General features: G+C 73.1%; 9 protein-coding genes and 1 pseudogene. 9 read left to right on the plus strand and 1 reads right to left on the minus strand.

The annotated features are described in order from the left end of the window. The first annotated feature begins 186 nt into the window (after positions 1-186). From ACZ7FF_RS22040 to ACZ7FF_RS22080, 9 genes are all read left to right on the plus strand, one after another. On the plus strand, positions 187-1,572 hold the full coding sequence (locus ACZ7FF_RS22040) for a glycosyltransferase (RefSeq protein WP_470813944.1): 1,386 nt from the start codon (positions 187-189) through the stop codon (positions 1,570-1,572). A gap of 33 nt (positions 1,573-1,605) precedes the next feature. Beyond that, entirely contained in the window at positions 1,606-2,664 is a 1,059-nt protein-coding gene (locus tag ACZ7FF_RS22045) for a DegT/DnrJ/EryC1/StrS family aminotransferase (RefSeq protein ID WP_470813945.1), read from the plus strand. Positions 2,665-2,692: 28 nt separating this feature from the next. After that, complete coding sequence (locus ACZ7FF_RS22050) at positions 2,693-3,889, plus strand: cytochrome P450 (protein ID WP_470813946.1); 1,197 nt, start codon at positions 2,693-2,695, stop codon at positions 3,887-3,889. A gap of 19 nt (positions 3,890-3,908) precedes the next feature. Further along, entirely contained in the window at positions 3,909-4,103 is a 195-nt protein-coding gene (locus ACZ7FF_RS22055) for a ferredoxin (protein ID WP_470813947.1), read from the plus strand. A 37-nt stretch (positions 4,104-4,140) separates the two neighbouring features. Next, the gene (locus tag ACZ7FF_RS22060) at positions 4,141-4,896 is read left to right on the plus strand and encodes a thioesterase II family protein (RefSeq protein ID WP_470813948.1); all 756 of its coding nucleotides are present in this window, start codon (positions 4,141-4,143) and stop codon (positions 4,894-4,896) included. Further along, positions 4,896-6,998 carry an aminodeoxychorismate synthase component I gene (pabB, locus tag ACZ7FF_RS22065; protein WP_470813949.1) on the plus strand — a complete coding sequence of 701 codons (2,103 nt, stop codon included), beginning with the start codon at positions 4,896-4,898 and terminating at the stop codon, positions 6,996-6,998. Before ACZ7FF_RS22060 ends, pabB begins: the two co-directional genes overlap by 1 nt. A gap of 219 nt (positions 6,999-7,217) precedes the next feature. Further along, the gene (locus ACZ7FF_RS22070; RefSeq protein WP_470813950.1) at positions 7,218-12,545 is read left to right on the plus strand and encodes a type I polyketide synthase; all 5,328 of its coding nucleotides are present in this window, start codon (positions 7,218-7,220) and stop codon (positions 12,543-12,545) included. Between the two features lie 222 nt (positions 12,546-12,767). Beyond that, positions 12,768-13,781, plus strand: coding sequence for an ATP-binding cassette domain-containing protein (locus ACZ7FF_RS22075; protein ID WP_470813951.1), 1,014 nt, complete (start codon positions 12,768-12,770; stop codon positions 13,779-13,781). Next, a complete protein-coding gene (locus ACZ7FF_RS22080) occupies positions 13,778-14,608 on the plus strand; it encodes an ABC transporter permease (RefSeq protein WP_470813952.1) in 831 nt (276 codons plus the stop codon). Before ACZ7FF_RS22075 ends, ACZ7FF_RS22080 begins: the two co-directional genes overlap by 4 nt. Positions 14,609-14,743: 135 nt before the next feature. Here ACZ7FF_RS22080 and ACZ7FF_RS22085 read toward each other — a convergent pair. Continuing rightward, positions 14,744-26,308 (minus strand): annotated as a pseudogene (locus tag ACZ7FF_RS22085) (SDR family NAD(P)-dependent oxidoreductase); the annotation flags it as partial. Between the last annotated feature and the right edge of the window lie 12 nt (positions 26,309-26,320).

The following is a 26,320-nucleotide window of genomic DNA, read 5'->3' on the forward strand; positions in this document are numbered from 1 at the left end:
ATATGGGAGCCATTAAGAAGCGTCGGCCAAGAACACCTGAACATCAGGGATGGTTGCATCTTGAACAGTTGCGGGTTGGACATGCTCCGGCCGCGCCCTCCGACTCTAAGGAAATCCCGGGCCGGGCCATGAGACCACAGTGGTTGTGCAGCCAACCAGCCACCCGGTCATGCCCCAAGGAGTCCGATGAGTGCCCCGCACCGGCCCATCCTGTTCGTGAGCCTCCCGGAGAGCGGCTTGCTCAACCCGCTGCTCGTGCTGGCGGCCGAACTCTCCCGGCGTGGCGTGCCGGGCCTGTGGTTCGCCACGGACGAGCCGCGGCGCGCGGAGGTCGAACGGCAGGCCCACGGCAGCTCCGTCGAGTTCGCCTCCCTGGGCGAGGTGTTCTCCGAACTGTCCGCGGTCAGCTGGAGCGACGAGGTCTACCGGGAGGTGACCCAGACGTCGCGCTTCCGGGCGCACCGCGCCGTCGTCCGGCAGTCGTACCGGCCGGACCTCCAGGCGGAGAAGTACCGCCGTCTGGAAACCGTCGTGGACAAGGTCGAGCCGGCACTGATGGTCATCGACTGCGTGAGCGGATTCGCCGTGGACCTGGCGGTCCGGCGGAACATTCCCTTTGTGCTCAGCGTTCCGTTTCTGCCCAGCAATGTCCTGACGTCACTCAATCCTTTCGGACCCTCCGGAACGCCGCGCGGCTTCCCTGTGCCCCACTCGGGACTGCCCTTCGAAATGAGCTTCGGGCAAAGGCTGCGCAACGAACTTTTCAAGTGGCGCACACTGGCGATGTTCTTCAATCCGGCCATGGGAAAGGTGCTTTCCGAGGACGCGCGCATACGCAAGGAACTCGGGCTGCCGAAGCCCAGCCCCATGACCCGGATCGACCGGGCCGAGATGATCCTCTGCAATTCCGTCGCGGAACTGGATTACCCGTTCACGGTTCCCGGGAAGATGAAGCTGGTCGGTGCGATGGTGCCGCCGCTGCCCGAGGCCGGACCGGCCGACGACGACACCGGGGTCACGGACTGGCTCGACGCCCAGTCCTCCGTCGTCTACATGGGGTTCGGCACCATCACCAGGCTGACCCGCGACCAGGCCGCGGCGCTGGTCGAGGTCGCCCGGCGGATGGCGGACCGGCACCAGTTCCTATGGAAACTGCCCCGTGAGCAGCAGCATCTGCTGCCGCCCCGGGAGTCGCTGCCCGGCAACTTGCGGATCGAGAGCTGGCTGCCCTCCCAGCTCGACGTGCTCGCCCACCCGAAGGTCGGCGCGTTCTTCACGCACGGCGGCGGCAACGGCTTCCACGAAGGCGTCTACTTCGGCAAGCCCCTGGTGGTGCGCCCGCTCTGGGTGGACTGCTACGACCAGGCCGTGCGCGGCCGGGACCGGGGCATCAGCCTGACCCTCGACCGGCCCCGGGACATGGATCCGGACGACGTCGTCGACAAACTCACCCGAATCCTGGAGAACCCCGCCTTCCGTGAACGCGCCGAGCGAATCGGTGAGTTGCAGCGCGCCGCGGGCGGCCGGACCACCGCCGCCGATCTCCTGCTCGCACTTCCCGCCCTGGCATGACGAGCCCCCGCACCCGAACAGAACGAGGATCGGATGTCGTACAAGTACCCCGTTTCCCGGCCCACGCTCGGCGGACGGGAGCTCGAATATGTCACCGAAACAGTCCGCGGTGAGTGGATTTCCTCCCAGGGCCCGTTTGTCAAGCGATTTGAGCAGGCGTTCGCCGACTACAACGGAATCGCGCACGGCGTGGCCTGCTCCTCGGGGACGGCCGCACTGACCCTCGCGCTGCGCGCACTGGACATCGGGCCCGGCGACGAGGTCATCGTCCCGGAATTCACGATGATCGCCTCCGCCTGGGCGGTCACCTACACCGGTGCGACACCGGTGTTCGTCGACTGCGCGGACGATCTCAACATCGACGTGACCAAGATCGAGGAGAAGATCTCCCGCCGGACCAAGGCCGTCATGCCCGTCCATGTCTACGGCAGGCGCTGCGACATGGACGCGATCATGGACCTCGCCCACCAGTACAACCTGCGCGTGGTGGAGGACTCGGCCGAGGCTCACGGGATCCGCCCGGTGGGCGACATCGCCTGCTACTCCCTGTACGCGAACAAGATCATCACCTCGGGCGAGGGCGGCATCTGCCTCACCGCCGACAGCCGGCTCGCCGACCAACTGGCACATCTGCGGGCGATGGCGTTCACCAAGGACCACAGCTTCCTGCACAAGAAGCTGGCCTACAACTTCCGGATGACCGCCATGCAGGCGGCCGTCGCCCTCGCCCAGGTGGAGCGCATCGACGAGATCCTCGCCGCGCGCCGCGAGATCGAGAGCCGCTACGAGCAGGGCCTCAAGGACGTGCGCGGCATCACCCTGATGCCGCCCCGCGACGTGCTGTGGATGTACGACATCCGGGCCGAGCGCCGCGAGGAACTGCGCGCGTACCTGAGGGCGGAGGGCATCGAGACCCGGCTGTTCTTCAAGCCCATGAGCAGGCAGCCCGGCTACCACGACCCCGTGTGGCCCTATCTGAACGCGACCCGGTTCAGCACGGACGGCCTGTACCTGCCGACGTACGTCGGACTGACCGCCGCCGACCAGGAGTTCGTGACCGCGACGATCCGCGCCTTCTACGGCGCGGCCTGACCGCCCGGCACCGGCCAGGAGGAAGAAAATGAGCATGCCGAACGCCGAGTCCTCCGCCGCGCCGCCCGTGGTGGACTTCCCGCTGCGGGTGCCCGGCGAGCCGTTCCCGCCGCCCCGCTACCAGGACTACCGCCGGCGCCCGGGACTGGTCGTGACCCTCCTCCCCAACGGGAACAAGGTCTGGCTGGTGACGCGGCACGAGGAGGTCCGCGCCGTCCTCACCGACAGGAGGATCAGCTCCAACCCCGAGCACGAGGGCTTCCCGCACATCAGCGACACCATCGGCGTGCCCCGCCAGGAGCAGATCCCCGGCTGGTTCGTCGGGCTGGACTCCCCGGAGCACGACCGTTTCCGCAAGGCCCTGATCCCCGAGTTCACCGTGCGCCGGGTCCGCTCCATGCGCCCGGCCATCGAACGGACCGTCGACGAGCGCATCGACGCCCTCCTCGCCTCGGGCGACTCGGCCGACCTCGTCGCCGACTTCGCGCTGCCGATCCCCTCCCTGGTGATCTCCTCGCTGCTCGGCGTGCCGCCCGTCGACCGTGACTTCTTCGAGTCCCGCACCCGCACCCTGGTGGCCATCCGCACCTCCACCGAGCAGCAACGGGACACGGCCTCACGGGAGTTGATGCGGTACATCAACCGGCTCATCGCCATCAAGCAGAACTGGCCCGGCGACGACCTGGTCAGCCGGCTGCTGGCGACCGGCGGCATCCACCCCCAGGAGCTGACCGGGGTGCTGATGCTGCTGCTCATCGCGGGACACGAGACCACCGCGAACAACATCGCCCTCGGCGTGGTGACCCTGCTGCTGAATCCGGAGTGGATCGGTGACGAGCGCGCGGTCGAGGAGACCCTGCGGTTCCACTCGGTGGCCGATCTCGTGTCCCTGCGCGTCGCCCTGGAGGACGTCGAGATCGCCGGGCAGCTGATCAGGGCCGGCGAGGGCATCATCCCGCTCGTCGCCGCGGCCAACCACGACCCCGAGGCGTTCGCCTGCCCGCACGCCTTCGACCCGGCCCGCGCCGAGCGCCACCACGTGGCCTTCGGCTACGGCGTGCACCAGTGCCTGGGCCAGAATCTCGTACGGGCGGAGATGGAGATCGCCTACCGCAGGCTCTTCGAACGCATTCCGTCGCTGGAACTCGCCGTTCCCGTCGAGGAACTCCCGCTGAAGTACGACGGCGTGCTGTGCGGACTGCACGCGCTGCCCGTGCGCTGGTAACCCCCAGGAGAGAGAACCCATGCGGATCACCGTGGACACCGACCGCTGCGTCGGCGCCGGGCAGTGCGTACTGTCCGCCCCCGAAGTGTTCGACCAGGATGAGGACGGACTGGTCACCCTGCTCACCCCGCACCCCGAACCGCAGGACCACGACGACGTCCTGCGGGCGGGCGACCTGTGCCCGGCACACACCATCACCGTCCACGAGGACTGAACCCCCTCGGACGGAAACCCCGGAAAGGACCGACACTTTGAACAGCACGGACCGTGCCAACGCCCTCTGGCTGCGGCGCTTCCACCCGGCCGCGGACGCACCCGTCCGGCTGGTCTGCTTCCCCCACGCCGGCGGGTCCGCCAGCTTCTACCACCCGGTGTCGGCGCGTCTCTCCCCGGGCGTCGACGTGGTCGCGGTGCAGTACCCCGGCCGCCAGGACCGGCGCAGCGAGCCCTGCGTGCTGGACATCGGCACCCTGGCCGACCTGATCACCGACGAACTGCTGCTCCTGGACGACAGGCCCACCCTGTTCTTCGGCCACAGCATGGGCGCGGTCCTGGCCTTCGAGACGGCCTGGCGGCTGGAGCAGAAGGGCTCGCACGCCCCCGGGCACGTCATCGCCTCCGGCCGGCGCGGCCCCTCGACCGTGCGCACCGAGGCGGTGCACCGACGCGACGACGACGGCATCATCGCCGAACTGCGGCTGCTCAACGGGACCGACGCGGACCTGCTCGGCGACGAGGAGATCCTGCGCATGGCGCTGCCCGCGATACGCGGCGACTACGAGGCGATCGAGAAGTACACCTGCCCGCAGGACCGCACCGTCGCCTGCCCGATCACCGTGCTCACGGGCGACGCCGACCCCCGTACCGCGCTCGCCGAGGCGAAGGTCTGGCAGCGGCACACCCGGGACGCCTTCCGCCTGGAGGTGTTCCCCGGCGGGCACTTCTTCCTCAGCGAGCACCCGTCGGCGGTCGGTGACGAGATCGACCGCGTCCTCGGGACGTTGTGATGCGCACGCTCCTCGTCGACAACTACGACTCCTTCACGTTCAACCTCTTCCACTACCTGGCGGAGGTCAACGGGCGGGAGCCCGTGGTGATCCGCAACGACGACCCGGACTGGCACGAGGCGCTCCTCGACGGGTTCGACAACGTCGTGCTGTCGCCCGGCCCGGGCACGCCGCACCGCCCGGCCGACTTCGGCCTGTGCGCCCGGATCGCCGAGGAGGCCCGGCTGCCCGTGCTCGGTGTGTGCCTCGGCCACCAGGGCATCGCCCTCGCCCACGGAGCCGACGTCGGCCGGGCACCCGAACCGCGCCACGGCCGGTCCTCACTGGTACGGCACGACGGCACCGGGCTGTTCGACCGGCTGCCCGACCCGCTGGAGGTGGTGCGCTACCACTCGCTCACCGTCACCGGCCACTCCCCCGGCCTTCAGGTCATCGCCCGGTCCGTGGACGACGACCTGGTGATGGCGGTGCGCCACCGTGAACTCCCGCTGTGGGGAGTCCAGTTCCACCCCGAGTCCATCGGCACCCGGTGCGGTCACCGGCTGCTGGCCAACTTCGCCGAGCTGACCCGGCGCCACGGCAGGCGCCCGGTCCCCGCCCGCCCCGCCGCCCCGGCCGCCGCCACCGCGCCGGGCGCGGCGGAGCAGCGCCGCCCGGTTCGCCGACTGCGCGTGCTGGCCGACCAGGCCGCCACCGGCTGGGACGCCGAAGTGGTCTTCGACCACCTCTTCCGCCCTGGCCCGCACCCCTTCTGGCTGGACAGCAGCAGACCGGACGGCTCACTGGGCCGGCTGTCCGTGCTCGGTGACGCCTCCGGCCCGCTCGCCCGGATCGCGACAGCGGACGTGCACGAGGGCACGGTGACCGTCACCTCCGCGGACGGCGGCCGGACCGTCGAGAGCCCCTTCCTGGACTGGCTGGAGCGGGACCTCGCCCACCTGCACACGGACGTGCCCGAGCTGCCCTTCGACTTCGCCCTCGGCTGGGTCGGCTACCTCGGCTACGAACTGAAGGCCGAGTGCGGCGGCGACCTGGCGCACCGGTCGCCCGACCCCGACGCCGCCATGGTCTTCGCCGACCGCGCCCTCGTACTCGACCACCTCACCGGCACCACCCACCTCCTCGCCCTCGCCGAGGACGGGGACGAGGACGCGGCCCGCGCCTGGCTCACCGCCACCGGCGCGGCACTGCGCTCCCTCGCGGGCCGGCGGCCCACGCCCGGCGGGCCGCCCCCGCGCGAACAGGACACCGAGCTGCGGCTGCGCCACGACCGCGACGCCTACCTGAAGCTCATCGACGTCTGCCAGGAGGAGATCCGCGCCGGCGAGACGTACGAGGTGTGCCTCACCAACATGATCGAGGCGCGCACCCCTCTCGACCCCTGGGAGGCCTACCGCCGGCTGCGCAGGGCCAGCCCCGCGCCGTTCGCCGCGTTCCTCGGCTTCGGGGAGCTGTCCGTGCTCAGCACCTCCCCCGAGCGCTTCCTGCGGGTCGACCGGCACGGCACCATGGAGTCCAAGCCCATCAAGGGGACCAGGCCGCGCGGGGGCACACCCGCCGAGGACGCCGGGCACGTCGCCGACCTGGCGGCCAGCGAGAAGGACCGTGCCGAGAACCTGATGATCGTCGACCTGGTGCGGCACGATCTCGGCCGGTGCGCCGAGGTGGGCAGCGTCGTGGCCGATCCGGTGTTCCAGGTGGAGACCTACGCCACGGTCCACCAGCTGGTCAGCACCGTACGGGCGACGCTGCGGGACGGGGTCGGCGCCGTGGCGGGGGTGCGGGCGGCCTTCCCCGGCGGCTCGATGACCGGGGCGCCGAAGATCCGCACCATGCAGATCATCGACCGCCTGGAGGACGGGCCGCGCGGCGTCTACTCGGGCGCCATCGGCTACTTCTCGCTGACGGGCGCCGCCGACCTGTCCATCGTCATCCGCACCGTGGTGATGAGCGGTGGCCTGCTGCGCTACGGCGTCGGCGGTGCGGTCATCGCCCTGTCCGATCCGGACGAGGAGTTCGAGGAGACCGTGGTCAAGTCGGCACCGCTGCGAGCGCTGCTCGGCGTCCGGATCCCCGGGCAGCGGACCGGCACGGACGACTGACGCACGACGGGCCGGCCACCGGCGGAAGGGCCGGGCTCCAGGGCCTGTCCGACCATTCGCGTCGTCGCCCGAGGGGCGGCCGCGCGGCGTCAGGTGCGTGCCCTCGGCGTGCATGGCGTCGCGCGGCAGACGCGAATCGTCAGACAGGACCTAGGGCTTTTCCAGTGGTCGCGGGCCCAGCATGGGGCCGACCGCCAGTGGCCGGCTTTCTCGGGAGTGATGGTGTCCGTCCATGTCGATGATTTCCAAACCGCTGCCCTCCCCGACCCGCAGGGGCTGCTGCGCGGCCTGACGCTCCCGGCGGTCTTCGAGGCCGCCGTGGCGGCGGCACCGGACGCCCCGGCCCTGACCGACGGCGCACGGACGTGGACCTGGGGCGGCTGGAAGGCGGAGGTCGACGCCCTGACCCGCGGACTGCAGGAGCTGGGCGTCGGCGTCGGTGACGTGGTCGCCGTCCAGCTGCCCAACTGCTGGGAGTTCCAGACCCTGCACCTGGCCCTCGCGGCGGCCGGTGCCGTGATGATGCCGGTCCACCAGGGCAACGGCAGCGCGGACGTGCTCGCGCTGCTGGAGCGGGTCGCCCCGGTGGCCGCCGTACTGCCCGCCGGATCGGATCACGCGACCGCCGCCGGCGGCGCCCTGCGGTCGGCGGTGCCGTCCCTGCGTACCGTGCTCGTGGCGGACGGAGCCCCCGGGGACTCCGGTGCGCAGACGGTGGAGGCGCTGCTGCAGCGGTGGGCGGGCCGGGCTCCGCTGCCGGTGGAGCTGCGGCCCGGCCTGCCGTTCGTGCTGCTGCCGTCCTCCGGTACGACCTCCGCGCGGCCGAAGATCTGCCTGCACAGCCACGACGGCCTGCTGTCGAACACCGCGGCCGTGGCCGAGGAGAGCGCGGCCTCCTTCGCGGGCGCGATCGTCACCGCCTGCCCGCTGACCCACCTGTTCGGTCTCCAGTCCCTGCACACCGCGCTGTTCACCCGCTGCCGGCAGGTCCTGCTGCGCGCCTGGGACCCGGACCGCTTCCTGGAACTGGCCCGCGCCGAGCAGCCCGCCGTCGTCTTCGCCGTACCCGCGCAGCTGCACGACGTCGTCAACAGGCTTTCCGACAGCGGGGATCCTGCGGGTTTCCGCCCCCGCCAGGTCCGCACGGCGGGCGCGGCGATCCCGGGTGCGCTGGTCACCGGGGTGCGCGAGGCGCTGGGCAGTCCGCTCGTCGTCGTCTGGGGGATGTCCGAGGTCGGCACCGGCACCTGCACCCGCGCCGACGATCCGGCCGACGTGCCGGAGCGCAGCGTGGGCAGGCCGACGTACGGTGCGAGCGCCCGGGTCGTCGCCGAGGACGGCACCGAGTGCGCGCCGGGCGAACCGGGCGAACTGCACTACCGCAGCCCCGGAATGTTCCGCGGCTACCACCGTGAGCCGGAGCTGACCGGGGCGGCGGTCACCCCGGACGGCTGGCTGCGCACCGGCGACCTCGCGCGCGTCGGCGACGACGGGCGGATCACGTTCCTCGGGCGGTCGGCGGAACTGATCAACGTGGGCGGCCGCAAGTTCAACGCCACCGAGGTCCAGGGCATCCTGGCGGACCTGCCCGGCATCGGGCCGCTCGCCGTGGTCGGCAGACCCGACCCCCGGCTCGGCGAGTACCCCTGTCTGGTCGTCACCGGACGCGCGGACGCCTCCCTCGGTCTCGCCGAGGTGACCGGCTTCCTGCAGGAACGCGGGGTCGCCGAGTACAAGATCCCGCTGGAACTCCTCGTCGTCGACGACCTGCCCCGGACCCCGGCGGGCAAGCTGCACCGCCGCGCCCTGGAACAGCGGCTGGCGGCGGGCGACCTGTCGGCCCGCCCCGCGCGCCGGCCCGGCGCCGCCGCGCCACGGGGCTTCGGCGAGGCACTGGAACTGGTGCGCTCCTGCATGGCCAGGGTGCTGTCGCCCGGAACCGCCGGGGAGTCCCACACCGCCGGGGAACCCGGTCCCGCCGGGAAGTTCCACACCGCCGGGGAACCCGGCGCCGCCGGGGAGTTCCACACCGCCGAGGAATCCGGTGCCGCCGAGGGATCCGGTGCCGCCGGAGAATCCCGCCCAGCCGGGAAATTCGGCGCCGCCGGAGAACCACGCCCAGCCGGGAAATTCGGCGGCGCTGAGAAACCCGGTGCCTTCCTCGCGCCCGACGTCACCTTCCGTGGCCACGGGCTGGACTCGGTGCGCTGCATCCGGCTGCGCAACCTGCTGGCCGAGGCCACCGGTCTGCCGCTGCCCGCCTCGCTCGCCTTCGACCACCCCACGCCCGCCGACGTGGCACGCCTGCTGACGGGGGATCAGGTCGACGATGCCGACGAGCCGTTCCCCTCCGCCTCGGAGGACGACCCGGTGGCCGTCGTCGGCATGGCATGCCGGCTGCCGGGCGGGGTGAGCGGCCCGGACGACCTGTGGCAGTTGGTCATCGGCGAGTCCGACGCCGTCTCGGACTTCCCCACCGGCCGCGGCTGGGACCTCGAACACCTCTTCTCCGACGATGCCGACCGGCCCGGCACGTCCTACGCCCGGCAGGGCGGCTTCCTCCATGACGCGGGCGACTTCGACGCCGCCTTCTTCGGGCTCTCCGACCGCGAGGCCCTGGCCACCGACCCCCAGCAGCGACTGCTCCTGGAGACGGCATGGGAGGCCCTGGAACGCGCCCGGATCGACCCGAGGTCCCTGCGCGGCAGCCGGACCGCCGTGTTCACCGGGGCCATGTACCACGACTACGCGGCCAACGCCCGGGCCGCGGCCGGCCCGTTGGAGGGCCTGCTGGGCGTAGGCACGGCGGGCAGCGCCCTGGCCGGCCGTATCGCGTACACCTTCGGTCTGCAGGGACCGGCCGTCACCGTGGACACGGCCTGCTCGTCCTCCCTGGTCGCCCTGCACCTGGCCTGCCGGTCACTGCGCGCCGGGGAGTCGTCGCTCGCGCTGGCCGGCGGTGTGGCGGTGATGGCGACCCCGTCGTCGTTCACCGAGTTCTCCCGGCTGCGCGGTCTGTCACCGGACGGGCGCTGCAAGTCCTTCGCGGACGCCGCCGACGGCGCCGCCTGGTCCGAGGGGGCCGGTCTGCTCGTCCTGGAGCGCCTCTCGGACGCCCGCCGCGCCGGTCACCCGGTGCTCGCCGTCGTCCGCGGCTCCGCGGTCAACCAGGACGGCGTGTCGAACGGCCTCACCGCGCCGAACGGCGGCGCGCAGCGCCGGGTCGTCCGGCAGGCGCTCGCCGACGCGCGGCTGACGGCCGCCGACGTGGACGCGGTGGAGGCCCACGGCACGGGGACGACGCTGGGGGACCCGATCGAGGCGCAGGCCCTCCTCGCCACGTACGGGCGGGCACGCCCGGCGGACCGGCCTCTGTGGCTCGGTTCCGTGAAGTCGAACATCGGGCACGCGCAGGCCGCCGCCGGGGTCGCCGGAGTGATCAAGACGGTACTGGCGCTGGAGCACGGCGTGCTGCCCCGCACGCTCCACGTCGACGCGCCGTCCTCCCGGGTGGACTGGTCGGCGGGCGAGGTGCGGCTGCTCACCCAGGCCCACCCGTGGCCCCGGACCGCCGGCCGGGTCCGGCGCGCCGGGGTCTCCTCCTTCGGCATCAGCGGGACCAACGCCCACGTGATCCTCGAAGAGGCACCGGCCGAGGCGACGGCCGGCCGTCCCGGGGACACCGCCTGCGTACCGTGGGTGCTGTCGGCGCGGACCCCGGACGCGCTGCGCGCGCAGGCACGCGGGCTGGCCGAGCACATCGCCGCGCGTCCCGGCCTCGCGCCGGGCGACATCGCCCTCTCCCTGGCCACCACCCGGGCCGTGCACGCGCACCAGGCGTACGTCGTCGGCACGGACCGCGGCGAACTCCTCGACTGTCTGACCGAGTTGGCTGAGCGCCCGACCGGACCGGAGGGCGCCCGCACCTCCGCGCAGGGGCTCGGGTTCGTCCTCACCGGACAGGGCAGCCAGCGGCCCGGCATGGGCCGGCAACTGGCGCGTGCCTTCCCCGTCTTCGACGCGTCGCTCACCGAGGTCTGCGCGGCGTTCGACCCGCTGCTGGGCAAATCGCTGCGGGAGCTGATGTGGTCGGGCCCGGCGGAGCCGCTCGACCGCACCCGGTACGCCCAGCCCGCGCTGTTCGCGTTCGAGGTGGCCCTGTACCGGCTGGTCGAGTCCTGGGGAGTGGTCCCGGACCGGCTCGTGGGCCACTCGGTCGGCGAGATCGCCGCGGCGCACGTGGCAGGGCTGCTGACCCTCGGGGACGCGTGCCGGCTGGTCGCCGCGCGGGGACGGCTGATGGACGCGCTGCCCGCGGGCGGTGTCATGACGGCGGTGGAACTGCCGGAGGAGGAGATCACCCCCCTGCTCGACGGCTACCGGGGCCGCGTGGCGGTGGCCGCGGTCAACGCCCCGCGTTCCGTGGTCCTCTCCGGGGAGGAGGAACCACTCGCCGAACTCACCGGCCGACTGACGGCCGCCGGGCACCGGACCAGGCGCCTGACGGTCAGCCACGCCTTCCACTCCCCGCTGATGGACCCCATGCTGGAGGACTTCAGGACGGCGATCGGCACGCTGGACACCGCCGAGCCCTCGGTTCCCGTCATCTCCTGTCTCACCGGGCGCCCGCTCACCCGGGAGGAGGCACGGGACCCCGGCCACTGGGTCCGGCACGTGCGCGAACCGGTCCGGTTCGCGCAGGCGGTGGACCGGCTGCTGCGCGAGGGCGCCGACGTCTTCCTGGAGATCGGCCCGCGGGCCGCGCTCACACCGATGGTCGACGCGTGCGCGGCCGGCACGCCCGGCGTCGACGTCGTAGCGGCGGCGCCCGGCGACCAGGACGGCCGGGACGAGCGGCGCGACCTGCTCGCTGCCGTAGCCCGGCTGCACCTGCGGGGCGTCCCGGTGGCGTGGCGGTCGGTCCTGCCCGGCACGGCCACCGTGCCGCTGCCCACCTACCCGTTCCAGCGCCGTACCTACTGGCTGGCGTCCCCGGCCGACGCCGCCGTACGGGCGGCGGACGGACCGGCCCCCGGCCCCGTGCCCCCGGCACTCGCCGAGCGGCTCTCCGGGCTCGGCGCGAGCGAGCGGGGCCGCGCACTCCTCCGCCTGGTGCTGGACGAGACCTCGGCCACGCTCGGCGGACGGCACCTGGCGGATTCCGAGGGCGGCACGTCCTTCACGGACCTGGGCATCACCTCGGTGAGCGCCGTCGAACTCCGTAACCGGATCACCTCGGCCACCGGGGCGCGCCTGGCCGCCACCCTGGTCTTCGACCACCCCACGCCCGCCGCCGTCGTGGGCCTCGTACGACAGCACCTCACCCGGCACCCGACGGCGGCGCCGCGGCCGGCCGCCGACCTCGTGGACGAACTGGACCGCGCGCTCGCGACCGGACCCGGCCTCGACCCGGTGACGGCGGCACGGCTCAGGGAGCTGGTGAAGCGCTCGGCTCCGGCCCCCTCGGGCGGGCCGGCCGGCGGTCTCGATCTCGACTCCGCCTCCGACGAGGACCTGTTCCGCCTCATGGACGGCGCCGCGGACTGAGGCCGCGCGGAAAGGGCCGCGACGGGCCGCCGGTCCGCCGCGGGCCCGTCGTGGCCGGTCCGCGGCCACACGGCAAAGCCGCGGCCCTTCAGGGGCATGCCGCCCGCAGGGGACCTCACCGACCCCGTTCGACCACCCACCCGTCCCCCGTCCGCAGCCGACCGGCGACCCTCCTGCCGGTCGGCTTCTTCCATCCGGCAACCGAACCATGGGAGTTCACCGATGACCCGGCTCTTCGAGCCCCGCACCGTCCCCCGCACATCGGCGGATCCGGACATCATGATCGAGACACAGGACCTGAGCAGGACGTTCGGATCCGTGCGCGCGCTGGACTCGGTCACCGTGTCCGCGCGGCGCGGCACCGTACTGGCGCTGCTCGGCCACAACGGCGCCGGCAAGACGACCCTCGTCGGCATCCTCACCGGCGCCCTGCCACCCACCTCCGGACGGGCCGCGGTCGCCGGGTTCGACGTCACCGGACAGCCGCAGGAGGTCCGCCGCCGCATCGGCCTGACCGGCCAGTTCGCCTCCGTCGACGGCAAGCTGAGCGGCCGGGACAACCTGGTGCTGATCGCCCGGCTGCTCGGCGCCGGCCGCAGGGCCGCCCGGGCCCGGACCGACGAGCTGCTGGAGCTGTTCGCCCTCCAGGAGGTGGCGGACCGCCGGGCCCGGACGTACTCCGGCGGTCTGCGCCGGCGGCTCGACCTCGCCGCCAGCCTCGTCGGCCACCCCGAAGTGCTCTTCCTCGACGAACCGACCACGGGTCTGGACCCGGCGAGCCGCCTGACGCTGTGGGAGATCGTGGAGGGGCTGGTGGCACAGGGGACGACGGTGCTGCTCACCACGCAGTACCTGGAGGAGGCGGACCGGCTGGCCGACTCGGTCACCGTCCTGTCCTCGGGATCCGTGATCGCGAGCGGAACACCCGCCGAGCTGAAGGCCAGAGTGGGACGGCGCACGGTGACCGTCACGCTGGACGACGACACCGCCGCGGCCGTCGCCGCGCTGCGCGGCGCCGGACTGCAGCCGATGGCGGGCCCGCAGCCGAACTCCGTGGTCGTGCCCATCGAGGCCACCAAGGAGGTGGCGACCGTGATCAGGACGCTCGACCAGGCGGGCGTCGAGGCCGGCGAACTCTCCTTCGGCGAACCGACCCTCGACGACGTGTACCTGACCCTCGCCGGGCAGCGGCCCGAGCACCTCGTCCCCTCGCTCTCCGGAGGTCCGGCGGCATGACCACGACCGTCCCGTCCGCCGCCCTGTCCGCCCCCGACCGGACGCAGTGGCAGGGCAGTTCCGTGTTCCTCCAGGTCTGGGTGCTCACCGGCCGCTCGCTGCGCTCCCTGGTGACCGACCCCGGCGTGATCCTCTTCGGGCTGCTGCAACCGGTCGTCATCCTGTTCGTCCTGACCCAGGTCTTCAGCAAGATGGGCGCGCCGCCGCACTTCCCGGCCGGCATCAGCTACCTCGACTTCATCCTGTCCGCCGTTCTCGTGGACAACGCCGTGCAGTCCGCCGTGCAGTCGGGCGTGGGACTGGTCGACGACCTCAAGAACGGCGTGGTGGCCCGGCTCCGCTCACTCCCCATCGTCCCCTCCACGCTCCTGCTCGCCCGCAGCATCGCGAACCTCGTGCGCAGCGCCGTGCAGGCGGTGGTCATCCTCGTGCTGGCCGTCGGCGTGCTCGGTTACGCACCGCGCGGCGGACTGACCGAGGTCGCGGCGTCCGTCGGGCTGACGCTCTTCATGAGCTGGTCCATCGGCTGGGCGTTCATCGCCGCGGGCGCCTGGCTGCGCCGTGCGGAACCGATGCAGAACCTCGCGGTCATCGCGATCCTGCCCCTGATGTTCGCCTCCAGCGCCTACATCCCGGTCGCGGACCTGCCCGCCTGGCTGGCCGCGGTCGCCGAGGTCAACCCGCTCACCTACGCCATCGACGCCACACGCGCCCTCGCGCTGGACATCCCGGGCGGGGACGCGATCGTACCCGCCCTGCTCACCGGTGGCGTCGTCGCCGTCGTGGGCGGGGTCCTCGCGGTGCTGGGATTCCGGCGCCCGATGTGACGGACGGGCGGCACAACTGAAACGCCCGGGGCCCGGCCCTCCGAGGAAGTCTCGGAGGGCCGGGCCCCGGGTTTTCCGGCGGGTACGGCGGGTGCGGGACCGGGGGGTGGCCCCGCGACCCGCCCGCCCCCCGGGCTACAGGCCGAGCTGCTTGTCGAGCAGGTCGAACACCTCCTCGTCGGAGGCCGCGTCGAAGTCGAACGCGTCCTCGCCCGACCCGTCCCCGGCGGAGCCGCCACGGGCGGCCGCCCTCAGGGAGCTCCACTTCTCCCGCAGGACGTCCAGCCGTCCCGCGACCTGCTCGAACAGTTCCTCGCTGACCTCGGCCTCGCCGAACGCCCGCTCCAGCTCGCCCAGTTCGGTCAGCAGCGCCGCGCCGGCGGTCTCCTCGGCCGGCGGCGCCAGGTCGAGCTGCGCGTACAGGTGGTCCGCCAGCCCCGCGGTCGTCGGGTGGTCGAAGACCAGGGTGGCGGGCAGCCGGACCCCGGCCAGCGTGCTGAGCCGGTTGCGCAGCTCGATCGCGGTCAGCGAGTCGAAGCCCAGGTCCTGGAAGGACCGCTCGGGGTCCACCTCGGCCGCCCGGGCGTGCCCGAGCACGGCCGCGGCCTGTCCCCGCACCTCCTCCAGCAGCGCCCCGTGGCGTTCGGCCTCCGGCAGTGCCGCCAGCCGTACGACGAGTGCGCCCTCCGCACCCCCGGCCGCACGGCGTGCGGGCGTACGGATCAGGCCGCGCAGCAGGGCCGGCACCTCGCCCCGGGCGCGGAGCGCCGCGAGGTCGAGCCGCACCGGGAGCAGGTCCGGCAGGTCAGCGCCGAGAGCGAGGTCGAACAGCCGCAGTCCGTGCTCCGGGGTGAGCGGCGGCATCCCGGCCCGCGCCGCCCGCTCGGCCTCGGCCTCGCTCAGGCCGCCCGTCATCCCGCCGCCCGTGCCCGTCCACGGGCCCCAGGCCAGCGAGAGACCCGGCAGGCCCTGGGCCCGGCGGTGCAGGGCGAGCGCGTCGAGGTAGGCGTTGGCGGCGGCGTAGTTGGCCTGGCCCGGATTGCCGAGCGTGCCCGCAGCGGAGGAGAACAGGACGAAGGCGTCGAGATCCAGCCTCTCGGTCGCCTCGTGCAGGTTCCAGGCGGCGTCCGCCTTGGCCCGCAGGACCCTCGCGAGCCGTTCCGGGGTGAGGGATCCGAGGACCCCGTCGTCCAGGACGCCCGCGGTGTGGACGACCGCCCGCACCGGGTGCCGGGAGACCAGGTCCGCCACGGCGGCGCGGTCGGAGACGTCACACGCCTCCACGACGGCCTCGGCGCCGAACCCGGTCAGTTCGGCGACGAGTTCTTCCATGCCCTCCGCCTCGGCACCGCGCCGGCTGACCAGCAGCAGACTCCGTACCCCGTGCTCGGCCGCCAGGTGCCGGGCCAGCAGCCGGCCCAGCCCGCCCGTGCCACCGGTGATCAGCACGGTGCCCTCCTCGCCGCCGAGAACGGCGGCCGGCCCCGTCTCCGTGGCGGCCCGGGCGAGCCGGGCCGCCAGCACCTCACCGTCGCGCAGGGCCAGTTGCGGTTCCCCCTCCGCGAGAGCGGCCAGGGCACGCGGCAGCAGCGCCGCCGCGTCGGGACCGTCCAGGTCCAGCAGGCCGAAGCGGTCCGGGTTCTCCGAGTGCGCCGAACGCACCAGCCCCCACACCGCGGCCCCGGCCGGATCCGCGCCGGACGTGGCCCCCTGGGTCACGAACACCAGCCGGGAAGCGGCGAATCGCTCCTCGGCCAGCCACGCCTGCGCCAGCTCCAGGGCGTGCGCCGTCAGGGCGTGCACGGACCGGGGCGACCCGTCGGGCCCGGCCTCGCCGGACACCGGCGCCAGGACGACCCGCGGCGACTCGGTGTCCGCCGTCAGCTCCTTGAGATCACCGCGCACCGGGTACTCCCCGAGCAGCGCCGCGAAACTGTCCGCCCCGACGACGACGATCCGCTCGTCCAGCGTGTCTTCGGCGTCGACCGGCGTCCAGTCGAGCCGGAACAGCGCGTCGTGCGCGGCGCCCCGTGCGCCGGACAGCTGGTCCGCGCTGATGGGCCGGACGACGAGGGACTCCACGGACGCGACCGGAGCACCGGCCGGGTCGACGAGCGCCAGCGACAGGCCACCCGACGCGCTCCGGCCGAGCCGGGCCCGCACCGCCGAGGCACCGGCCGCGTGCAGGGACACGCCGGACCACGAGAACGGAACACCCGCCTGCCCGTCCCCGCCGCCCAGCGCGACAGCGTGCAGGGCCGCGTCGAACAGCGCGGGATGCAGCCCGAACCCGCCGGCCCCTGTGCTCTCCGCACCGCCGGGCAGGGCGACCTCCGCGAACACGTCGTCACCGAGCCGCCAGGCCGCGGTCAGGCCCTGGAACACCGGACCGTAGTCGAAGCCGAGGTCCGAGAACCGGTCGTACGCCCCTGCCACGTCGAGCGGTTCGGCACCGGCCGGCGGCCAGACCGAGGTGTCGAAGGCCGCGGGAGCGAGCGCCTCCGGCGCGAGCACGCCACCGGCGTGCCGCGTCCACGGCTCCTCGTCGCCCTGCCCGGGCCGGGAGTGCACGGTGAACGTCCGACGCCCCGACTCGTCGGGCGCCCCGACACCCACCTGCACCCGCACTCCCCCACCCGCACCGGGCAACGTCAGCGGCGCGGCGAGGGTCAGCTCCTCCACGGTCCCGCAGCCCAGCTCGTCGGCCGCGCGCACGGCAAGTTCGAGGAGCGCGGTCCCGGGCACCAGGACCGAACCCATGACGACGTGGTCCGCCAGCCAGGGATGCGTCGCCACCGACAGCCGACCGGTGAACAGGAACCCGTCGGAACCGGCCAGTTCCACCGCCCCGGAGAGCAACGGGTGCTCGGCTGACTTCAGTCCGAGAGCCTCGGCGCCCCGTCCGGCGGGCATGCCGGTGGGCCAGTAGCGGCGGTGCTGGAAGGCATAGGTGGGCAGGTCGACAGGTCGGGCTCCGGTGCCGGCGAAGAGGGCCGCCCAGTCGACCTTCACACCGTCCACGTACAGGCGCGCAAGCGCCTGGAGAGCGGTCGTCTCCTCGTCCTGGTTCTTGCGGAGTACGGCGGCGAACACCGCGTCGGCGGACTCGGCGGCCATGGCGGTCAGGACGCCGTCCGGGCCCAGCTCCAGGAAACGGGTCACGCCCGCGTCGGAGAGCGTGCGGATGCCGTCGGCGAAGCGCACCGCCTCACGGACGTGCCGCACCCAGTACTCCGGAGAGCACAGGTCCTCGGCGACCGCGCCGGTCAGGTTCGACACCACCGGGATGACCGGATCCGCGAAGGACAGCCCCTCCACCACCTGGCGGAAGCCCTCCAACATCGGGTCCATCAGCGGAGAGTGGAAGGCGTGCGACACCCGCAGACGGGTCGCCTTACGACCCTCGAAGCGGGCACGGATCTCCTCCACCGCCTCCTCGGCGCCGGACACGACCACCGAGTTCGGGCCGTTGACGGCCGCGATCGACACCGACCCGCCCAGCAGCGGGCGTACTTCATCCTCGGTCGCCTGGAGGGCGAGCATCGCCCCACCCTCGGGCAGGGCCTGCATCAGACGGCCACGCGCCGCAACCAACGCACACGCATCCGCCAGCGAGAACACGCCTGCTACGTGTGCGGCCGCGACCTCACCGATCGAATGCCCGGCGACGAAGTCCGGGCGCACACCCAGCGATTCAGCAAGCCGGAACAGCGCCACCTCTACGGCGAACAGGCCCGCCTGCGCATACATGGTCTGGTTGAGCAGCTCCTCGCTCTCACCCCAGACGACTTCTCGGACCGGCCGCTCCAGGTGCTCGTCCAACCCCGCACACACCGCGTCGAACGCCTCCGCGAACACCGCGAAACGACCGTACAACTCACGCCCCATACCCAGCCGCTGCGAACCCTGGCCGGAGAAGAGGAACGCCGACTTGCCGGTCCTCGCCTGCCCCTGGACGGTCTCGGTGCCGTTGAGCACCACGGCGCGGTGGTCGAACACCGATCGACCAGCGGCGAGGGACAGACCCACGTCCACGGGACGTTCCACGTCAGCCGCGAGCAGGCGCGCGACCTGGGCCCGCAGGGCGTCCTCCGTCCTGCCCGAGGTCACCCACGGCACCACACCCGGCACCACCACAGCCGCCTCGCCCGAGACCACCTCCCGCGGCTGCTCCAGGATCACGTGCGCGTTCGTCCCACTGATCCCGAACGACGACACACCCGCGCGACGCACCCGGCCCGTCTCGGGCCACGCCGTCCGCCGCGTCAGCAACTCCACCTCGCCGGCGCTCCAGTCCACATGCGAGGACGGAGCATCCACATGCAGGGTCTGCGGAGCGATACCGTGCCGCATCGCCATCACCATCTTGATCACACCCGCGACACCCGCCGCGGCCTGGGCGTGGCCGATGTTCGACTTCACCGACCCCAGGAACAAGGGCTGTTCGCGGTCCCGGCCGTAGGTGGCGAGGAGCGCCTGGGCCTCGATCGGGTCGCCGAGGGTCGTGCCCGTGCCGTGCGCCTCCACCACATCGACATCAGCCGTCCCGAGGCCGCCGCTGGCCAGCGCCTGACGGATCACCCTTTGCTGGGAGGGACCGTTGGGGGCGGTGAGGCCGTTGCTGGCGCCGTCCTGGTTGACCGCCGAGCCACGCACCACCGCCAGCACCCGGTGCCCATGGCGACGCGCGTCCGACAACCGCTCCAGCACCACCATCCCCACGCCCTCGCCCCAGCCGACGCCGTCCGCCGCTTCGGCGAATGCCTTGCAGCGGCCGTCCTGCGACAGACCGCGCTGCCGGGAGAACTCGACGAACGTGGTCGGGGTGGACATCACGGTCACACCACCGGCGACCGCGAGGGCACACTCCCCGGACCGCAGGGCCTGGGCCGCCAGGTGCATGGCCACGAGGGAGGAGGAGCATGCGGTGTCCACCGTCACCGCCGGACCCTCAAGCCCGAACGTGTACGACACCCGGCCGGAGGCCACGCTGCCGGCACTGCCGCTGCCCTGGTAGCCCTCGAACTCGCGACCGCCGAGAAGGTTGGCGTAGTCGTTGTACATCACGCCCGCGAAGACGCCGGTCCGGCTGCCCCGCAGCGACACCGGGTCGATCCCCGCCCGCTCGAACGCCTCCCACGTCGTCTCCAGCAGCAGACGCTGCTGAGCGTCCGTCGCCAACGCCTCACGCGGACTCATCCCGAAGAAGTCGGCGTCGAAGTCACCGGCCCTCTCCAGGAAGCCGCCCGAGCGGGTGTAGCTGGTGCCGGTGTGCTCCGGGTCCGGGTGGTACAGCCCGTCCACGTCCCAGCCGCGGTCCGTCGGGAATCCGGTGACCGCGTCGACGCCGTCGGCGACGAGCCGCCACAGGTCCTCCGGCGACTCGACGCCACCCGGGTAGCGGCACGCCATACCCACGATCACCACGGGGTCGTCGGCCGTCGTGCGCGCCGGTGCGAGTTCGGCGGGCGTGGTCGTCGCGGTCCCGGTTCCCGATCCGAGGATTTCGTCGAGCAGGAAGCGCACGAGCGCGTCCGCCGTCGGGTAGTCGAAGACCAGCGTGGCCGGCAGGCGCAGGCCGGTCGCCGCGTCCAGGCGGTTGCGCAGCTCGACCGCCGTCAGCGAGTCGAAGCCGAGGTCCTGGAAGTTCCGGGACGGGTCGACCTCCGCCACTCCGGTGTGTCCGAGCACGAGCGCGATGTGCGTGCGCACCTCGTCGAGCAGCGCCTCGCGGCGCGCCTCCCCGACCAGCCCGCGCAGGCGGGCGCTGAAGCCGGAAGCCGCCGTTCCCGCCGGCCGCCGGGACTGTGCACGGATCAGGCCCCGCAGGAGTGCGGGTACGGCGTCACCGCCTCGGCGAAGTGCCGCGAGGTCGAGCCGGACCGGCAGGATGTGGGGACGCACGCCGGAGACCGCCGTGTCGAACAGGGCCAGGCCCTGTTCGGGTGCGAGCGGAGGCAGGCCGGCCCGCGTCATCCGCTCGGCCTCGGCCTCGGTCAGGGCTCCGGTCATGCCACCGCCCGTACGGGTCCACGGCCCCCAGGCCAGGGACACGCCGGGCAACCCCAGCGAGCGCCGGTGCTGCGCCAGTCCGTCGAGGAAGGCGTTGCCCGCCGCGTAGTTGGCCTGTCCCGCGTTGCCGAACACACCGGCCACCGAGGAGAACACGACGAACCGCGAGACCTCGTGTTCCCGGGACGCCTCGTGCAGGTTCCACGCGGCGTCGGCCTTGGGCCGCAGCACGGCGTCGAGCCGCTCCGGGGTGAGCGAGCCGATCACGGCGTCGTCGAGCACACCGGCGGTGTGGACGATCGCGCGTACCTGGTGGCCCGCCATCAGCGCGTCCACGGCCGCGCGGTCTGCGAGATCGCACGCCTCGATGTCCACCCGTGCGCCCAGCCCGCCCAGTTCACGGGCGAGGTCGGCCGCTCCCTCGGCGTCGGCGCCCCGGCGGCTGACGAGCAGCAGGCTCCGTACGCCGTGCGTGGCGACCAGGTGGCGGGCGACGAGCCTGCCCAGGCCGCCCGTACCGCCGGTGATCAGTGTCGTGCCCTCGCCGTCCCACATCGGTTCGGCACCGGACTCGGCACCACCCGTCGCGCGGGCCAGCCTGGCCGCGAGCACCCGTCCGTCGCGAACCCGCAGCTGGGGCTCGTCGAACGCGAGCGCCGAACCCAGCAGGGCGTGGCCCTCGTCGCCGTCGACGTCGACCAGACCGAACCGGCCCGGGTGCTCCGACTGCGCCGACCGCACCAGACCCCACGCCGCGGCGGCGGCGAGATCCCCGCCGGTCGTCGCGCCCTGTGTGACGAACACCAGGCGGGAGCCGGCGAACCGGTCCTCCGCCAGCCATGATTGCACCAGGCCCAGCACCCGAGTGGTCGTCGCGTGCACCGCACCGACCAGGTCGGTCGCGCCAGCCGCGGCCCCCGCGAGCCGGACCGCCACCACATCCGGTACGGGCTCGTGGACGGGCAGTTCCGCGGGCAGTTCCAGTTCGGTGAACGCGACGGCATCCTGGGCGGCCGCGGCGAGCGGCGACCACTCCACCGTGAACAGGGAGTCGCGCCCGACCGCGGAGGCGGCACCGGCCTGGATGTGCTCCGCTGAAATCGGACGCACCACAAGGGACTTCACCGAGGCGACCGGTTCCCCGGCGGCATCGGCGACGGCGACGGTCACCGCTCCGTCTCCGGTGCGCGACAGCCGCACCCGCACCGCGGACGCGCCGGGCGCGCACAGGGACACACCGTTCCAGACGAACGGCACACCGCCCGGCTGCCGCTCCTCGGCCCCTTCCGCGCCCTCCGCCCCCGCCGCCGCGAGGGCGTGCAGGCTCGCGTCGAGCAGGGCCGGGTGCAGGGCGAAGGCCGCGCCGTCCACGTCCTGCGGCAGGGCGACCTCGGCGTACACCTCGGTGCCGCTCCGCCAGGCGGCCCTGAGCCCCTGGAACACGGGTCCGTACGCGAATCCGGCGTCCGCGAACCGCTCGTACACGGCGGTCACGTCCAAGGCCTCGGCCGCGGCCGGCGGCCACACCGACGCGTCGAAGCCGACGGCCGCGCCCGTGCCGCCGCCGAGTGCCCCGGTGGCATGGAGGGTCCACACGGAACCCTCGTCCTCATCGGGCCGTGCGTGCACGCGCACCGCGCGGCGCCCGGCCGCGTCGGGCTCACCCACCCAGACCTGCAGCTGTACGGCGCTCCGCTCGGGCAGAACGAGCGGGGCCGCCAGAGTCAGCTCCTCGACCTCGGGACAGCCGACCTCATCGCCCGCGCGCAGGGCCAGTTCGACCAGGGCGGAGCCCGGTACCAGGACCGCGCCCATCACCTCGTGGTCGACGAGCCACGCGTGCGTCTGGGCCGACAGCCGACCCGTGAACAACTGGCCCTCGGACTCGGCCAGTTCGACGGCACCCGTCAGCACCGGGTGCTCCGCGGGCCGGAGCCCGACCGACTGCGCCGTACCGGCGTGAGCCATCACGGCCGGCCAGAACCGGCGGTGCTGGAACGGGTACGTCGGCAGCTCGGCCCGGCGAACACCGGAACCCGCGTAGAAGGCCGCCCAGTCGACGCCGACGCCGTGCATGTGCAGCCCCGCCAGCGCTTCGACGAACGAGTTCTCCTCGGGCCGGTCGCCGCGCAGAGCCGGCAGGAGGACGGCATCCGAGACCGTCTGCTGTGCCATGGCGGTGAGTACGCCGACCGGGCCCAGCTCCAGGAAGCGGGTCACGCCCGCGTCGGAGAGCGTGCGGATGCCGTCGGCGAAGCGGACCGCCTCACGGACGTGGCGCACCCAGTACTCCGGAGAGCACAGGTCCTCGGCGACCGCGCCGGTCAGGTTCGACACCACCGGGATGACCGGGGCCGCGAAGGACAGGTTTTCCACCACTTGGCGGAAGTCGTCCAACATCGGGTCCATCAGCGGGGAGTGGAAGGCGTGCGACACCCGCAGGCGAGTCGACTTACGGTCCTCGAAGCGGGCGCCGATCTGCTCCACCGCCTCCTCGGCGCCGGACACGACCACCGAGTTCGGGCCGTTGACCGCCGCGATCGACGCCGACTCGCCCAGCAGCGGCCGTACTTCATCCTCGGTCGCCTGGAGAGCGAGCATCGCCCCACCCTCCGGCAGCGCCTGCATCAGCCGACCACGCGCCGCCACCAACGCACACGCATCCGCCAGGGAGAGGACGCCCGCCACATGCGCGGCCGCCACCTCACCGATCGAATGCCCGGCGACGAAGTCCGGGCGGACGCCGAGTGATTCGGCCAGCCGGAACAGCGCCACCTCTACGGCGAACAGGCCCGCCTGCGCATACATGGTCTGGTTGAGCAGCTCCTCGCTCTCACCCCAGACCACCTCCCGCACCGACACGTCCACGTGCGCATCCAACCCGGCACACACCGCGTCGAACGCCTCCGCGAACACCGGGAAACGACCGTACAACTCACGCCCCATACCCAGCCGCTGCGAACCCTGGCCCGAGAACAGGAAGGCGAGGGGTGCGGAGACCGCTGTCGCCGTGGGCACGGCCTGGTCGCCGCGGGCCACCGCTTCGAGAGCCGACAGGAGTTGGTTCCGGTCGGCGGCGACGAACGCGGCCCGGTGGGTGAGGGCGGCCCTGGTGGTCGCGAGGGAGTGGCCGAGGTCGGCGGGACGCAGCCGGTCCGCCGTGCGGACGGCCGTCAGCAGGCGGCCGGCCTGGGCGCGCAGGGCCTCGGGGCCGGCCGCAGTCACGACGACCGGCGCCACGACCGGGGCCGGGATGTCGGCGGCGCCCGTCACCGGTTCGGCGGTGGCCGGGGCCTCCTCGACGATCACGTGTGCGTTGGTGCCACTGAGCCCGAAGGACGAGACGCCCGCACGGCGCGTGCGGTCGCCGGCCGGCCACGGCCGGGCCTCGGTGAGCAGGCGCACCTTGCCCGCGGTCCAGTCGACCTGGTCGCTCGGCTCGTCGACGTGCAGCGTGGACGGCAGCACACCGTGCCGCATCGCCATGACCATCTTGATCACGCCCGCGACACCCGCGGCGGCCTGCGAGTGGCCGATGTTGGACTTCACCGAGCCCAGCCAGAGGGGACTGTCGTCGGCGCGGCCCTGGCCGTACGTCGCCAGCAGGGCCTGGGCCTCGATCGGGTCGCCCAGGGTCGTGCCCGTGCCGTGCGCCTCGATCGCGTCGATCTGGTCGGCGGCGAGCCGCGCGTTCGCGAGCGCCTGGCGGATCACCCGGCGTTGGGAGGGGCCGTTGGGCGCGGTCAGGCCGTTCGAGGCGCCGTCCTGGTTGACGGCGGAGCCGCGGATGACGGCGAGCACGTCGTGGCCGTTGCGTACGGCGTCCGAGAGGCGCTCGACCACGAGGAAGCCCGCTCCCTCGGCGAATCCGGTGCCGTCGGCCGCCGAGGCGAAGGACTTGCACCGGCCGTCGGGGGCGAGACCGCCCTGGCGGCCGAACTCGGCGAAGACACCCGGGGTGGCCATGACGGTGACACCGCCGGTCAGCGCCAGCGAGCAGTCGCCCTGGCGCAGGGCCTGCACCGCGAGGTGCAGGGCGACCAGGGAGGAGGAACAGGCGGTGTCCACGGCCACGGCGGGCCCTTCGAGACCCAGCTTGTAGGAGACGCGGCCGGACACGACGCTGCCGTTGCCGTCGCTGCCCGGGTAGTCGTGGTACATCACGCCGGCGAACACGCCGGTGCGGGTTCCCTTGAGAGTGGTCGGGTCGATGCCGGCCCGTTCCAGCGCCTCCCAGGACAGCTCCAGCGTCAGCCGCTGCTGCGGGTCCATGGCCAGAGCCTCACGCGGGGAGATGCCGAAGAAGGCCGGGTCGAAGTCCGCGGCGCCGTCGAGGAATCCACCGGTGCGCGTGTAGTAGGCGTCCGGGCCTTCCGCGTTCGGGTCGCGCAGGGTCGACAGGTCCCAGCCGCGGTCCGCCGGGAACGCGGAGATCGCGTCGTCGCCCGCGGAGACGAGCCGCCACAGGCCCTCGGGGCTGGTCACGCCACCGGGATACCGGCAGGCCATGCCGACGATGGCGATCGGCTCGTGCCGCTGGGCGGTGAGCCTGCGGTTGTCGGCGCGCAGTCGTGCGGTCTCACGGCGGGCGGCCGCCAGCGCGTCTCCGTCCTCGTCGGGTGACGCGACGGGTTCCTCGTCGTCCGTGCGCTCGGCCAGGTCCGCCGGTGTGACGCGCACCTCGGCCAACTCCAGCAGGCTGTCCATGAGTCCGGCGTCGCGCAGCCGGCTCACCGGGATCGACCGGAGCGCGTGCCTGAGTTCCTCGTCACCGGAGTCGACACCCGAGTCACCGCCGAACTCGCCGAATTCTTGCAGGACTTGTCCGGTGACGGCTTCCGCGTTCGGGTGGTCGAAGGCGAGCGTGGCGGGCAGCCGCAGGCCGGTGGCCCTGTTGAGCTGGTTGCGCAGCTCGGTGGCGGCCAGGGAGTCGAAGCCCAGCTCCTGGAAGGGCCGGTCGGGGCCGATCGCCTCGGCCGAGGCGTGTCCGAGGACGGACGCCACCTCGGAGCGCACGATGTGCAGCACCACGCGGTGCCGTTCACCCGCCGACAGTCCCGCGAGCCGTTCCCTCAAGCCTGGCTCCAGTGTCGCGGAACCACCGGCCGCTGCCCGCCGTACGACGGGAGCCAGGCCGCGGAGCAGCCCGGGGACCTCGTCCGTACGGGTGCGCAGGGCGTTGCTGTCGACGCGCACGGGGACGACGTTGGTGAGCCCCGACCGCAGCGCGGCCGCGAACAGGGCGAGGCCGGTCTCGTGGTTCATGGGCGGTATGCCCTGGGTCGTCATCCGTTTGCGGTCGACGTCCGTCAGGAACGCGCCGAGTCCGCCGCCGACCTCCCAGAGGCCGAAGGCCATGGCGGTGGCCGGTAGTCCCTCGGCGGCGCGGCGGGCGGCGAGGGCATCCAGGAAGACGTTCGCCGCCGCGTAGTTGCCCTGCCCCGCGGTCAGCACGAGCCCGCCCGCCGAGGAGAACATCACGAACGCGGCCAGATCCATCCCCCGCGTCAACTCGTGCAGATGCCAGGCCGCATCCGCCTTCGGCGCGAACACGGTGTCCAGCTGGGCGGGTGTCAGCGCGCTGGTCAGGGCGCTGTCGCCGACGCCGGCCGCGTGGACGACGGCGGTCAGCGGCCGCTCGGCCACGATCCCACCGAGCAGCCCCTCCAACGCCTCCCGATCCGACACGTCACAGGCCAC

The organism is Streptomyces sp. NPDC037126 (assembly GCF_055605965.1).

Bases quoted from the DNA above. Each gene is read 5' to 3' on its own strand.
- ACZ7FF_RS22075 (WP_470813951.1), top strand. From the start codon at position 12,768: ATGACCCGGCTCTTCGAGCCCCGCACCGTCCCCCGCACATCGGCGGAT.
- ACZ7FF_RS22055 (WP_470813947.1), top strand. From the start codon at position 3,909: ATGCGGATCACCGTGGACACCGACCGCTGCGTCGGCGCCGGGCAGTGC.
- ACZ7FF_RS22070 (WP_470813950.1), top strand. From the start codon at position 7,218: ATGGTGTCCGTCCATGTCGATGATTTCCAAACCGCTGCCCTCCCCGAC.
- ACZ7FF_RS22050 (WP_470813946.1), top strand. From the start codon at position 2,693: ATGAGCATGCCGAACGCCGAGTCCTCCGCCGCGCCGCCCGTGGTGGAC.
- pabB (WP_470813949.1), top strand. From the start codon at position 4,896: ATGCGCACGCTCCTCGTCGACAACTACGACTCCTTCACGTTCAACCTC.
- ACZ7FF_RS22080 (WP_470813952.1), top strand. From the start codon at position 13,778: ATGACCACGACCGTCCCGTCCGCCGCCCTGTCCGCCCCCGACCGGACG.
- ACZ7FF_RS22040 (WP_470813944.1), top strand. From the start codon at position 187: ATGAGTGCCCCGCACCGGCCCATCCTGTTCGTGAGCCTCCCGGAGAGC.
- ACZ7FF_RS22045 (WP_470813945.1), top strand. From the start codon at position 1,606: ATGTCGTACAAGTACCCCGTTTCCCGGCCCACGCTCGGCGGACGGGAG.